The sequence below is a fragment of the Terricaulis silvestris genome, from assembly GCF_009792355.1.
GTDB classification, from domain to species: Bacteria; Pseudomonadota; Alphaproteobacteria; order Caulobacterales; family Aquidulcibacteraceae; genus Vitreimonas; species Vitreimonas silvestris.
Genome location: NZ_CP047045.1, coordinates 2,075,507 through 2,088,291, shown reverse-complemented (window position 1 = coordinate 2,088,291; position 12,785 = coordinate 2,075,507). Strand labels below are relative to the sequence as shown.

Annotated in this window: 15 protein-coding genes; 9 read left to right on the top strand and 6 right to left on the bottom strand. The window is 63.8% G+C overall.

Annotated features, from left to right (window positions below; genetic code table 11):
- Positions 1 to 24: 24 nt before the first annotated feature.
- From DSM104635_RS10685 to DSM104635_RS10675, 3 genes are read left to right on the top strand one after another with little or no spacing between them, the layout of a single operon-like run.
- Positions 25 to 600 carry a LemA family protein gene (locus DSM104635_RS10685; protein ID WP_158766182.1) on the top strand — a complete coding sequence of 192 codons (576 nt, stop codon included), beginning with the start codon at positions 25 to 27 and terminating at the stop codon, positions 598 to 600.
- A 12-nt stretch (positions 601 to 612) separates the two neighbouring features.
- Entirely contained in the window at positions 613 to 1,680 is a 1,068-nt protein-coding gene (locus DSM104635_RS10680) for a M48 family metallopeptidase (protein ID WP_228445653.1), read from the top strand.
- 2 nt (positions 1,681 to 1,682) lie between these two features.
- Complete coding sequence (locus tag DSM104635_RS10675; RefSeq protein WP_158766181.1) at positions 1,683 to 2,084, top strand: hypothetical protein; 402 nt, start codon at positions 1,683 to 1,685, stop codon at positions 2,082 to 2,084.
- A 60-nt stretch (positions 2,085 to 2,144) separates the two neighbouring features.
- Here DSM104635_RS10675 and DSM104635_RS10670 read toward each other — a convergent pair whose 3' ends face one another.
- Both DSM104635_RS10670 and DSM104635_RS10665 read right to left on the bottom strand, forming a co-directional pair.
- On the bottom strand, positions 2,145 to 3,302 hold the full coding sequence (locus DSM104635_RS10670) for a PspC domain-containing protein (protein WP_158766180.1): 1,158 nt from the start codon (positions 3,300 to 3,302) through the stop codon (positions 2,145 to 2,147).
- 1 nt (position 3,303) lies between these two features.
- The gene (locus DSM104635_RS10665; protein WP_158766179.1) at positions 3,304 to 3,630 is read right to left on the bottom strand and encodes a PadR family transcriptional regulator; all 327 of its coding nucleotides are present in this window, start codon (positions 3,628 to 3,630) and stop codon (positions 3,304 to 3,306) included.
- A 542-nt stretch (positions 3,631 to 4,172) separates the two neighbouring features.
- Here DSM104635_RS10665 and DSM104635_RS10660 point away from each other — a divergent pair.
- Positions 4,173 to 6,221 carry a M13 family metallopeptidase gene (locus tag DSM104635_RS10660; protein WP_158766178.1) on the top strand — a complete coding sequence of 683 codons (2,049 nt, stop codon included), beginning with the start codon at positions 4,173 to 4,175 and terminating at the stop codon, positions 6,219 to 6,221.
- Between the two features lie 20 nt (positions 6,222 to 6,241).
- Here the strand turns inward: DSM104635_RS10660 and DSM104635_RS10655 are convergent, their stop codons facing one another.
- The 3 genes from DSM104635_RS10655 to DSM104635_RS10645 all read right to left on the bottom strand — a co-directional run bounded on the left by DSM104635_RS10655 (position 6,242) and on the right by DSM104635_RS10645 (position 8,439).
- Positions 6,242 to 6,544 (bottom strand): hypothetical protein, encoded by a 303-nt coding sequence (locus tag DSM104635_RS10655; RefSeq protein ID WP_158766177.1) that lies wholly within the window; start codon positions 6,542 to 6,544, stop codon positions 6,242 to 6,244.
- Positions 6,545 to 6,558: 14 nt separating this feature from the next.
- Entirely contained in the window at positions 6,559 to 7,425 is an 867-nt protein-coding gene (locus DSM104635_RS10650) for a TorF family putative porin (protein WP_158766176.1), read from the bottom strand.
- Positions 7,426 to 7,521: 96 nt separating this feature from the next.
- A complete protein-coding gene (locus DSM104635_RS10645; RefSeq protein WP_158766175.1) occupies positions 7,522 to 8,439 on the bottom strand; it encodes a flagellar motor protein MotB in 918 nt (305 codons plus the stop codon).
- A gap of 84 nt (positions 8,440 to 8,523) precedes the next feature.
- Between DSM104635_RS10645 and DSM104635_RS10640 the strand changes: the two genes are divergently transcribed.
- The 5 genes from DSM104635_RS10640 (at position 8,524) to DSM104635_RS10620 (ending at position 12,394) form a co-directional block, all read left to right on the top strand.
- Positions 8,524 to 9,024, top strand: a complete 501-nt coding sequence (locus tag DSM104635_RS10640) for a flavin reductase family protein (RefSeq protein ID WP_158766174.1) — start codon at positions 8,524 to 8,526, stop codon at positions 9,022 to 9,024.
- Between the two features lie 2 nt (positions 9,025 to 9,026).
- Complete coding sequence (locus DSM104635_RS10635; protein WP_158766173.1) at positions 9,027 to 9,893, top strand: NAD(P)-dependent oxidoreductase; 867 nt, start codon at positions 9,027 to 9,029, stop codon at positions 9,891 to 9,893.
- A gap of 93 nt (positions 9,894 to 9,986) precedes the next feature.
- Positions 9,987 to 10,838, top strand: coding sequence for a response regulator (locus DSM104635_RS10630; RefSeq protein ID WP_158766172.1), 852 nt, complete (start codon positions 9,987 to 9,989; stop codon positions 10,836 to 10,838).
- Positions 10,839 to 10,903: 65 nt separating this feature from the next.
- A complete protein-coding gene (locus DSM104635_RS10625; RefSeq protein WP_158766171.1) occupies positions 10,904 to 11,956 on the top strand; it encodes a hypothetical protein in 1,053 nt (350 codons plus the stop codon).
- 9 nt (positions 11,957 to 11,965) lie between these two features.
- Positions 11,966 to 12,394 (top strand): nuclear transport factor 2 family protein, encoded by a 429-nt coding sequence (locus DSM104635_RS10620; RefSeq protein ID WP_158766170.1) that lies wholly within the window; start codon positions 11,966 to 11,968, stop codon positions 12,392 to 12,394.
- Between the two features lie 3 nt (positions 12,395 to 12,397).
- Here DSM104635_RS10620 and DSM104635_RS10615 read toward each other — a convergent pair whose 3' ends face one another.
- On the bottom strand, positions 12,398 to 12,781 hold the full coding sequence (locus DSM104635_RS10615; protein ID WP_158766169.1) for a hypothetical protein: 384 nt from the start codon (positions 12,779 to 12,781) through the stop codon (positions 12,398 to 12,400).
- Positions 12,782 to 12,785: the final 4 nt, after the last annotated feature.

The window sequence follows — 12,785 nt, the reverse complement described above, 5'->3', positions numbered from 1 at the left end:
CTCTTCGTCCGGGAAAGGGTCTCCATGACTTTGATTATTGTCCTGATCGTCATCGTCGTTTTGGCGGTGCTGCTGATCGGCATCTACAACCGCCTCGTCGCGTTGCGGCAGAACTGCAACCAAGCCTTCGCCGACGTCGATGTGCAACTGAAGCAGCGGCACGATCTGATCCCGAACCTGGTCGAGACTGTGAAGGGCTACGCCGCGCACGAAGCCGGCACGCTCGAAGCGGTGATCCAGGCGCGCAACGCCGCCGTCAGCGCTGAGCGCACCGGCGATCCGAAGGCGATGGGCCAGGCGGAAGGCATTCTCGGCCAAGCACTGGGCCGGCTGATCGCGCTGAGCGAGGCTTATCCGGACCTCAAGGCCAACGCGAACTTCCAGCAACTGCAAGCCGAGCTCTCGGACATCGAGAACAAGCTCGCCGCGGCGCGCCGCTTCTTCAACAACGCTGTCGGCGAGTACAACACCGCGCGCGAGCAATTCCCGGCGGTGATCTTCGCCGGCATGTTCGGCTTCGGTCCGCGTGAGTTCTTCGACGTCGGCGAAGAGAGCCGCGCGTCGATGGATGCGGCGCCGCCTCAGGTCAAGTTCAGCTAAGGGCCAACGCCCGTGGGCGAAGCTTACGGCCTGCAGACGCACATCTGGAACAACAACGGGAAGACCGTGCTCTTGATGCTCGGTTTTCCTGTTTTGCTGTTGCTGCTGATCTATGCGCTGTTTTTGGGGTTCGCGGGCCTGTCCGGTGCAACGGCGGGATCGGGCGGGACTGCCGGCTATTTCATCTGGGCTGGACAAGCACTGGCGCAATCTTGGCCGTTCGCAATTGCGGGCGCGATCCTGTGGTTCGGGATTGCATACGCGTTCTACCAGAACATCATCGATGCGGCGACGGGCGCGAAGCCGGTTGAGCGGAAGGTGGAGCCGAAGCTCTACAATCTGCTTGAGAACCTTTGCATCTCGCGCGGCATCACCATGCCTTCGCTGCGGATCATTGAGACGGATGGGCTGAACGCGTTCGCCACTGGGCTGCACAAGGGCAATTACTCCGTCACGGTGACGCGTGGGCTGATGAACACGCTGACGGACGAAGAGCTGGAAGCGGTGCTGGCGCACGAATTGACGCACATCCGAAATGCCGATGTTCGGCTGCTCATTATCGCGGTGATCTTTGTTGGCATTTTCTCGTTCGTCGGCGAGTTGGCGTTTCGTGGGTTGCGTTTTGGCGCCTACGGCGGCGGCTCGTCGCGGCGCTCTTCATCATCGTCGGATCGCGGCGGCGGCGGTGCGATCGTAGCCATTGTTGTTGCCATCGCCATCATTGCCATTGCTTATGCGCTGGCGATTGTCATTCGCTTCGCGCTGTCGCGGCGGCGAGAGTATTTGGCCGACGCCGGCGCCGTTGAGCTGACTAAGAATCCAGACGCCATGATCTCGGCGCTGCAGAAGATTTCCGGCAACGCGGCGGTCAATGCGCCGTCGGAAGTGCGCGAGATGTTCATCGAGAATCCGCATTCCGATTTCGCCAGCATTTTCGCGACGCATCCGCCGATTGAGAAGCGCATCGAAGTGCTGATGAAGTACGCGGGCGGTCGCGTTAACGCGCCTGCCGCTGCGCCACCGATTGCTCCGACCGCGCCCTCTGCACGGCCGCAGTATCGCAAGGGGCCGTGGGGATGAACATGCGAACGCTGCTGATCGCGTTGGCGGCAGTGGCGATTGGTCTGGTCCTTCTCGTCGCCTTCGCACTCTTACGTTTCAGTGGCTGTAGCTACGACATCATCAGCGAGAACGTGTCGCCCAGCGGCCGCTATGTAGCTCGCTGGCTCAGCATTGATTGTGGCATGAACGCTTTTAGCAACGAGGTCTTGGTGCAGGATCGCTGGTTTCCGGGACTGCCGGCGTTGGACGGCAAGCCTGCCGGTGCTCGCGTTACTTCCGACTTCCTCGCGATCGATGGCGGTAGCGACATGGCGTGGGAAGGTGACGTGCTTGTGCTGCATTATCCGGCTCGCAGTGCGCCTGAACTTGATCGCCGTTCAGTAGGCGGCGCTCGCGTCGAGACGCGTCCCGGTCCCAGGTAAAAAATTGGGCGCGACGGGTTGGAGCCGCCGCGCCCTAGGCTATGGAGCCTTGTCGGAACCTCAGTTCCAGAACCAGTCCGTATTCCAGTGATCGGCGAAGTCGCGGATCATGACGTAGCTTGTCTCCATCAGGTCGCGCGCTTCGGGCACGTAGAGCCAAGCGAACCAACCGACGAACGCGACGATGGCGAGCGTGATGAGAGCGTCCGCACCCCCGCCGCCTTGCGCACGCCCACTGACGGTGGCGTAGGAGGCGCGGCGGAGGGCGCCGATGGGCGCCGAGATTGCTGCGAACGCGATGCAGACGATCACCATGACGAGCCAGAACGGGATGTCGAGCGGCGGGGTCCAGCCCATGAAGCCGCCGGTGCCGAGCAGCGTGAAGATCGTCACCAGGAACGCGATCAGCAGCGCTGCGCCGATGATGCTGAAGATGAAGGCCATGAGGCCCGCGAACACGCGCGTGACATAACCCGCCGGCTGTGCCGGCGGCATGCTAGGGCCCGCGCCGTGATCGGACGCGCCTCCACTTCGGTCAAAGCCCGCCTGCATGCGGAAGAACGGGCGGTTCTTCATGCGCTCGCGCCATTCGCGGCGTTGGCGGCGCATTTCTGCGCGCCACTTTGGTCCGCTCTCGTCGGTGAACTTTGCGTACTCGCGCTTGGCGCGGTCGATCACCTCTTGCGCGTTGAACGGGACGCCGTGCGCGGCGGCCCATTCTTCGCTGGTGTTGGCCGAGGGCACGATGAACATCGCGATGATGTAGAGCAGGAACGCCCAGCCGCCGGTGAAGAGGCCGACGAACACCGCGAGCAGACGGATGATGGCGACATCGATGTCGAAGTAGGCGGCGAGGCCCGAGCAGATCCCCGCGATCCAGGCGCCGTCCTTGATGCGATAGAGTCGCTTGGTGGGGCCGTAGCCTGGCGGCACAGCGCTTTCGGCGCGCGGCGCATCCGTGCTCTCGCCTTCGACTGGACCCATCTCTTCTAGGATGCGCGTCATCTCGCTGGCGTTGACGACGCTCTTGCTCGTCGAGAGGTAGCCGCCGCATTTGTCGGCGATGGCCTGCTCGAGATCGCGGATGACCTCGGACTGATCCGGATCCGCGGCGAGGGCGGCGCGGGCGCGATCGAGGTAGGCGCGCAGCGCATCGTAGGCCGGCTCTTCGAGCTGGTACGGGTTGCCGTTGAGATTGATCGTGACGACGCGTTCCATCTTATCGTCCCAAGCCTTCCAAGGTTGCGGTGAGGTGGCGCCAATAGGCGGCGAGTTCGTCGAGGCGCGCGGCGCCTTTGTCGGTCAGCGAGTAGTATTTCCGCGGCGGACCCTGGCCGCTCTCGACCCATTGGTAGTCAACTTGCTCTTCGCGCCGGAGCTTGGAGAGGAGTGGGTAGAGCGTGCCTTCCTGGGTCGCGAACGGGGTCGGGGCGAGCGCGGCCAGGATATCGCCAACGTAGACGGTGCGGCCCGACACGATGGTCAGGATCGCGAATTCCAAGAGGCCCTTTCGGAGGCCGGCGAATTGTTCGTCTGCGTTCGGCATAAAGCTACCTTGTGTAATAAAGGTATGCGGGTATGGGAAGGAAGTCAAGGCCAGCAAGGGAGCGGCGGGACGCGTAGGCCGCGTCGGGGTGGCCAGTGAAAAAGGGGCGACGCTTTACGCGTCCCGCCGTGATCGTTCTGCTCAGGCCCACCGGTTGAGGAGCTTTTCACTCCGGAGCCGGAGGCTCGGACGCGCGGGCGTGCCTTGCCCGGACCCCAGCGGTTTCAGGCCCCGCTGGCTACTCCCTGAAACTCAGGGCTCACGCTCGATCACCGCTCTCGCGTTCGTGGGGCTCGGCTAGCCTTTGAACCTCCCGTGCGAGAGTTGAGGCCAGTATGCAGCTGTGCTGAAGCCGGTCGGATCGATTTTCGGTGTATCGCACAAGATCAACGGCTTAGCGTCGCGAAGGCATGGATAGACTCCTGATCTATCCCCCAATCCTCGCCGTTCATGCGGTTCGCCCTACGTGTCGTCGCGTGACGCTTCCAAGCGCGGGCTGAGCGCTCTATGGGCTCGGCACAGCTGTTTTACGGGGAACGACAATGGGACGCTTTCTCTCCGCTCTCGTTTTGAGCGCCGGATTGGCATGCACGGTCGCCGCTTGCGGCCAGCGCGCGCGCGACGTGGGCATCAATCTCGAGGCGATGGACACGACCGTCCAGCCTGGCAACGACTTCTACGGCTACGCCAACGGCAATTGGCAGCGCACGACGGAAATCCCAGCTGATCGCGCTAGCATCGGCGGCTTCTACATCGCCTTCCTTGAGACGGAGCGGCAGACCACTGAGCTGGTGCAGGGCATCGTCAGTTCGAATCCAGCGGCGGGCACCAACGAAGCGCGCATCGCCAACTTCTACAATGCTTACGCCAACACCGCGGCGATCGACGCGGCGGGGATGGCGCCGGTTCAAGCCGAGCTGCAGCGCATCAATGCGATCACCACGCGCGCCGATCTTTCGCGCGTGCTGGGCTCGACCGTTCGCGCCGATGTCGATGCCTTCAACGCGACCGACTATAACACCTCAAACCTGTTTGGCGTGTTCGTGACGCAAGCGCTGGGTGCGCCGGAAGTCATGCCGTACCTGATGCAAGGCGGCTTGAGCCTGCCGGAGCGCGAGTATTATCTCTCGAACGATCCGGAGATGGCCGAGATTCGCACGGCCTATCGCGCCTACATCGAACAATTGTTGACCCTGGCGGGCGTTTCAGACGCCGCCGCCAAGGCGCAGCGCATCTACAATCTCGAAGTGGCGATCGCGCGCGCACATATGACGCGCGCCGAGACCGGCGATTTCCCGTCGCGCGGCGCGGTGTGGACCCGTGCTGAACTCGAACAGCGCGCGCCGGGCATCGACTGGAACGCGTTCCTGACGGCCGCTCAGCTGGGCAACCAGCAGCGCTTCGCGGCGTATCATGACGGTTCCATCCCGCGCCTTGCGGCGCTGGTTGGCTCGCAGCCGATTCAGGCTTGGAAGGATTGGCTGACGTTCCATCACATCAATGCCTACACCGACGTGCTGCCGACGCAGCTCGATGCCGCCTCATTCGCGTTCTACGGCACCACGCTCTCGGGCACGCCGCAGCAGCGTGAACGCGCCAAGCGCGCGCTCGACGCGGTGAACGGCTTTCTCGGCGACGCTGTCGGCCAAGCCTATGCCCAACGCTATTTCCCGGCCTCCGCGCGCGACGAGGTGCGGACAATGGTCGAAAACATCAAGACGGCGTTTGCCGAGCGCATTCGTGGTCTCGACTGGATGGCCGACACCACGCAGGCGGAAGCGCTGCGCAAGGTGGAGACGCTGGTGGTGGGCGTCGGCTATCCCGACAGCTGGCGCGATTATTCGACGCTCGAAGTGTCGGCCGACAACGCCTACGCCAACGTCGTCAACGCCGAGTTGCTGGAGTATCGCCATCAGCTGGCGAAGATCGGCCGTCCGCTGGATCGCGCCGAATGGTGGATGACGCCGCAGACCGTCAACGCGGTGAACCTGCCGGTGCAGAACGCGATGAACTTCCCGGCCGCGATCCTGCAAGCGCCGTTCTTCAACGCCAGCGCCGACGCGGCCTTCAATTACGGCGCCATCGGCGCCGTGATCGGCCACGAAGTCAGCCACAGCTTCGACGATAGCGGCGCTTCGTTCGACTCCACCGGCATGCTGCGCAATTGGTGGACCGAGGCCGATCTGGCCGCGTTCCGCGCGCAGGGCGATGCGCTGGCGCGCCAGTACAGCGCCTACGAGCCGTTCCCGGGCTTGCACATCAACGGCGAAATCACGCTCGGTGAAAACATCGCCGACGTCGCCGGTTTGCAGGCGGCGTTCGACGCCTACCACGCATCGCTCGGCGGCCGTGAAGCGCCGGTAATCGATGGGCTGACCGGCGACCAGCGCTTCTTCATCGCTTTCGCACAAGCCTGGGCGAGCAAGACACGCGAAGAAGCGCTGCGCCAGCAAGTGATGACGGACGGACACGCGCCGGGCCAATACCGCGCGCTCACGGTGCGCAATCTCGATGGCTGGTACGAAGCGTTCAACGTGCAGCCGAACGCGACGCTCTACCTCGCGCCGGACGCGCGCGTTCGGGTTTGGTGATTTGATCTAGGCGCCGGCGTTTAAGCGACGTCGGCGCCGCGATCGGATCGGGCCTTGGCTTTTCGGGAGTCGCGTATCGCGGTTGCGATTTCGGCGTCGGGCTCGGCGCTTCGACACGATCGCGCCGGGAGCGCATTCCAGCGGCGCCCGGCTGGCTCGCGTGAAGCGGCGCAGGTACGGCCTGAGTTCCACCAATTCGGTTGCGGTTCGAATATGCGCGCTTCAGCGCTGCCGCCACTGAACAGCGTGATCGCGGCGGCTATTGCGGTAAGAGCCATCGCTTTCACGATTGAACGCTCCAAGCTGCGGTACGCGGCGAGCATGGCGTCAAATCCTTTCAAAAGGTTCGCGCGATGGAGACAATCCACGCCGCCTCGCCGCGTTCCCCGTCGAGATCGTTGTTGACATAGGACAAGGCGATGTCAGTGCCGTCCACGTCCGCGGTCAGGCTGGCGGACCAATCGAGCCGCACATCGGCCATGGCCATGCGGCCCTCCATGCGGCCCGCGCTGACGCCGAGCGTGAGCGGCGCGCCGAACGCGCGCCCGATCAAGCTCTTGCCGCGCACCGCGACGTAGAGATTGTCCTGGTCGTCCAAGTGGGATTGCTCCCACGCGTAGTTCACGGCGAGCGTCACATCGAATGGCCCGATCGGGTGCGCGATGCTTGCTTGCGCAACGCCGAAATCGAGGCGTTGACGATCGACATCGACGATCGCCAAGGCGCCGATCGTGAGTTCGGTGTCGCCGAAATCGAACTCTTTGGCGCCGTAGAAAGCGATCTCGAAGTTCGCGTGCTTGCTGTCGGTGGTTGAACTCGATACGCCCGCGCTCCAGCCATCGCCGAACTCCAGATCAACAGCGCCTTGGACTGCGGCATTGCCGTCTGAACGGCTGACACCGGCGCGGCGATAGTCGGACACAAAGGCCAAATCGAACGAGACATCGATCGTGCGCTCCTCGGCGGCGCTCGCAGGTTTCGCGGTGTGGCCCGCCACTGGCGAGGTCGATTTGAAGTCGACGAGCTCGGTGCGCAGCGTCGTGTCGCGCTCACGCGCGGGGTATTTAGGCCGGGCGTTCAGCTTTTCCGGCGCAGGGGCGGACTCAAGCATCTCCGCCGGCGCCGCGGCCGCACTTGGCATTTCGAATGACCCCACTGCGGAGACCACCGATCTCGGCGGCACGAGCGGTTGCTCGTTCAACATGGGCGCATCCCCTGGCCACCCATCACGCTGTGGCGATGGTAGTTTATTACAGGATGGATAGCCATGCCGTCGGAGGCCTCTTGGGCGCCTCAGCGGCTAAAGGTCGTGATCGGCTGGCAGCGGCGGCGCTTCGCGTAAGAGCGTGATGGCGATGCGGCGGTTGCCGGGGACGGTTGGATCGTCCGCGAACAATGGTTCGCTGTCGGCCCGGCCGGCGACTTCGTAAATGCGGTCTGACGGGATGCCTTGAGCCATGAGAATGCGGCGCGCTTCGTTGGCGCGTGCGGCTGAAAGTTCGAAGTTTGAGTTGTAACGGCCGCCAGGCTGCGAGCCGTCTGTATGTCCGGAAATGGTCAGCCGGTTCGGCAGCTGGGCGATGACGGCGGAGATGGCGATGATCAGGCGGCGCGCGCGATCGTTGGGGGCGGCGTCGCCCGAATTGAACATCGAGCGACCTTCCTGATCGACGATCTGAATGCGCAGGCCTTCGGGCGTCTGTTCGATGATGACGTTGCGCGAGAGTTCGGCGATGTCCGGCATGTCCTGCATGGCCTGACGGATCGCGATCTCGGCGCGGGCGAACTCGGCGGTCTCGCGCATCGTGCGGGCGCGAGAGAGGCTGTCTTCGTTGGGCGATTGCTGACCGCCGGTTTCGTTGGCGGACTGCGTGTCTTCGGTGTTCTCAGCGTTCGAGGTGTATTGCGGTTCTGATGCGGCGGCGACCGGCGCGGAATGGCCGTGGCGGACGCCGCTCTCGGCGAAGCTGGTGCCCTCCAGCAGCCCGCCGGCGCCGGAGGAGACGCGGCTGACGCTGGCCGGCGCGAAGAACTCGGCAATACCCCTGCGCTGCTCAGGGCTGGTGGTGTTGATGAGCCACATCAGCAGGAAGAACGCCATCATGGCGGTCACGAAGTCGGCGTAGGCGACCTTCCAGGCGCCGCCGTGGTGACCACCGCCGACGACCTTTTTGATCTTTTTAATAATGATAGGGCGTTGATTGGTCGCAGCAGTCATAGTCCGTCCGTTCTGGCGGAGAGTGGCGCGACCCTCGCCGAACAGCGTTAAGATCGTGTTGAACATTCGGAGATTGAAGCAGACGTGACGGAGGACGGACCCGAACAGGGCTACAGGCGCGCCATGAGCGCCTTCGCCACCGGCGTGACGGTGGTGTCGGCGGCGGGCGCCGACGGCCGCATGGCGGGGATCACCGTCAACTCGCTGACCTCGGTGTCGCTGCAGCCGCGGCTGCTGTTGTGGTGCGTGGGCGACCAGTCGGCGCGCTACGACTTTTTCGCGGGCGCTGACCTGTGGGGCGTGACGGTTCTGGGCGCCGACGACGAAGCCGTAGCGCGCCGTTTCGCGCGCGCCGAGACTGAGGCCGTGGCGCCGGAGGAAGCGGAGCTGTTCGCGGGCGCTGCGGTGCTGCGCTCGGGCATCGCGCACATTGCATGTCGCACCCATGACAAGCGCACCGCTGGTGACCATCTCATGATCATTGGCGAGGTGCTGGATTTCCGGGTGAAGCCCGGCGCCGCGCTTACGTTTTTTCGCGGCCTCTATAGCCGCATCGACGAACCGAGACAGAATTCCGGGAGCTAGGCATGGCGAAGATCGCGTTCATTGGGTTGGGAGTGATGGGCGGGCCGATGGCGGGCCATCTCGCCGCGGCCGGTCATGATGTAGCGGTCTACAATCGCAGCGAGGATAAGGCCCGTGACTGGGCGCAGAGGCACAAGGGGCGGACGTATAGCTCCGTGGCCAACGCGGCAGATGGCGCCGACATTGTGTTCTCGTGCGTCGGCACTGACCGCGATCTGCGCGAGGTGTTCGAAGCGGCGTCGTCGAAGATGCGCAAGGGAGCGATCTTCGTCGATCACACCACGGCCTCGGCCGCGATCGCGCGCGAGTTGGCGGAGAAGGCCGAAGCGATGGGGCTGGGCTTTCTGGATGCGCCTGTGTCTGGTGGGCAAGCTGGCGCGGAAGCGGGCAAACTCACGGTGATGGCTGGCGGCGAGACGAGTGTGTTCGCTGAAGCGCAGCCGATCATGGCCGCCTACGCGGCGAACATGACACTCATCGGTCCGGCAGGCTCGGGGCAGTTGGCGAAGATGGTGAACCAAATCTGTATCGCCGGCGTGCTGCAGGGCTTGGCGGAGGGGCTTCACTTTGCCAAGCGCGCTGACCTCGACGTTGAGAAAGTCATCGCGGCAATCTCGAAGGGCGCGGCGCAAAGCTGGCAGATGGAGAACCGCTGGAAGACGATGCGCGATGGCAAGTTCGACTTTGGCTTCGCGGTCGACTGGATGCGCAAGGATCTGGGGCTCGTGCTCGATGAAGCGGAGCTCAATGGCGCTAAGCTTGAGCTAACCAAGTTGATCGATGCGTATTATGCGGACGTGCAGGCAATGGGCGGCAAGCGTTGGGACACGTCGAGCCTGATCGCGCGCTTGGAGCGCGCTAAGTCATAGTTGCGGCGTAGCTAACGTTACGCATGGTTTTCAACGTATTTTAAGGCCGTCGCTGTAGTGTCACGTCTTCGTGTGGGGCGGAGCGCGGGCATTATGGACGTCAAGAGCTGGACCGTGTGTGTCATCGAACCCAACAAGTTCGAAGGCCAGATCATCCTCGATCTGCTGCGCAATGCGGGCGTCGATAAGGTGCGTGTGGTCGCAAGTCAGGTCGATGCGCTCGATCTGCTCGAGGTCTATAACGCCAACGTCGTGATCGCCTCGTACGAGATGGCGCCGATGGATGGCGCGGCGTGGACCAAGGTGTACCGCCGCAACAAGAAACTGCCGGGCCGCAAGGCCGCGATTTTCATCACGTCAGGCGCGTTCTCGCGCAACATGGCCGAGGACTGCCGCCATGCCGGTTGCAACGCGCTGATCGGCAAGCCTCTGTCCGGCAAGGTGCTGCTCGCGACGATCAAGAAAGTGCTGACCCAGCCGCGCGAGTTCATCGATACCGAAACAGGCTATGTCGGCCCGTGCCGTCGCGCTGGCATCGTGACGGCCGGCGCGCCGCGCAAGCGCCGCCAGGCGGACGATACCGCTGATACCGCCGCGGCGCAGAACACGCTGAAGCTGGCGTTGGACAATCTGGTGGGTGCAGCGGCTGCCTACGCGGTGGATTCCTCGAAGCTTGAGCCGTGCGAACTAGCGCTGCGCCAAGTTCAAGCCTACGCCGTGAATGCGGGCGACGGGCCGCTGATGCGGGCGTGCGCCGCGTTTGCGCTGCAGCTCACTTCGGCCAAGGGCTTGCGGCCGGAGGCCGTGCGCGCTGCGCTCGAAGTGTGCGTCAACGGCGTGGTGAAGCTGGTGTCGTTGGGCGCCGATCAGGCGCCGCGCCGCGAAGAGATCGCGGAAGGCGTGCGCCAGGCGGTGGGCAAAGCATCGATGCAGCGCGCGGCCTAGGGCTAGCGCGAAACCACAACAGAGCTAGGGTGCAGGCTGCGGCTTCGTCTGACGAAGGAGCGGCCATGCTTGCGCGTAATCCCAAGCTGACGGTTATTGTTGTTTTGGTCGCCGTAGTGGCGACCGTGGCGCTGATGCCTGTTGCCGGCGCGCAGAATGACGGATCGCGCGCGTGCTCGTGCGAGGACATCGGCGAGCTGCAGGCTGAACTACGCAATGCGCAACGGCTGCAGCGGGCGTTTCAGGCGCAGATCGCGGAGTTGCGGCGGATGGGGCCGGAAAGCGCGCGCATCGCGCTACAGCAATTCGCCAACGGCCCGGCGCGCCAAGGCTTGGAGCAGACGGATGGGTCGCGCACCGGCGAATTCGACTATGGCGCGCGCGGCGAGGCGATCGATGAACAGAACTGGGATCGGCACGGCGCCGACGAATTGTGTGCGCTGAGCGCCGAAAGCATGCAGCGGCTTGAGCAAGCCGCGCGGGCGTCGCGGTGTGCGGACATTGGCGAAGCGCTCCGCGCGCATGAGGAGCGCCATCACGCGTTCTGCCGCGCCATCGGCTATCGGCCGTATCATGCCATGCACGGCGCCGATCGCGCGGCGGAGGAAGTGGAAGCGTATGGCGCGCAGATCCAGGTGCTGCGTCATGCCTTGGTGCGCTTGTTGGAGCGCTCGAACGCGCGCGTCACGTTCAGCGAACAGCTGGGCGGCGGTGACGAGCTTCGGACCGAGGGCGAAGTCGCGTTCAACCACTACGCCGCGTATGAGAACGGCGAGATGTTGATGCGCGGCGTGGGTCAGGCCACCGGCCGTTATCGCATGGTCGGCGGCTGTTCGGTCACCAGCGGCGCGGAATTCACCGAGCCACTCGCGGGCAATCTGCACACCGATGGCGAGATGGCGGAGATCACGCTCTACCAGACATCGATGGTCGATCATCCGATTACGTTTCAATGCTTCGGTCACGGAGGTGGCCAGACCAGCGTGCTGGGCGCCGCCCCGCCAAACGTCACGTTGCCGCTGCGCGATGGCGCCAGCACCACATACGGCCTCTCCGGCCCGCGCGGGGGCGGTTTGCAAGGGCGCGTGACGTTGGAATTTTGCCGGAGCTCCGGCTAGGCTCGGCTCATGACATTGCCGAACTTGAACGCCAACGTCGCCGCATCGCTAACGCGCTGGCATGACATGGTGGCGCGGCAAGATATGTCGGCGCTCGGCGCTATCGTGCATCCCGATGCGACGTTCCGCTCGCCGATGGCGTTCAAGCCGTATCATTCGGCGCAGGCGGTGACGCTGATCATTTCGACGGTGATGAATGTGTTTGAGGACTTCGCGTATCACCGCGAGCTGGTGAGCGAGGATGGGCTGAGCGTGGTGCTGGAGTTCAGCGCGCGTGTTGGTGAGCGGAGCTTGAAGGGCATCGATCTGATTGCGTTCGACGCGGACGGGAAGATCGTTGATTTCGAAGTAATGGTGCGGCCGTTCAATGGGTTGCAGGCGCTGGGCGCGGAAATGGGTGCGCGGCTGGCAGCGGTTCTGCCGCATTTTAAGGGGTGATCATCAATCTGATCGAACGATTACCCGCGAGACGCGCTGACTGCCGTCAAATCGAACGATGAGCCACTCGGAGTCGATCCCGATAAAGCCCCGCTCGGGTCCGAGATAGTAGACCATGTCGCTGGATGGGGTGCTCAGGCCGTTGTATGGCGGCTTAAGTGGAGCGCCTAGCAAGCGCTCAACAGCCTCGCGATTGTCACCAACGAGCGAGCGAGTGATCACGAGCCCGTCGGCGATGCGATGGCGCACGTTTAATGCCGAGTGATCTTGCGACGTGAAGGTGCAGTTCCACCACGCGCTCACGAAAGGCAAAGGCATGGCGATTGCGGCGTAAGCCAAGAGCGCCAGGATCGCCGCGACGACGGCCGATTTGAACAGAACGCCCATGAGC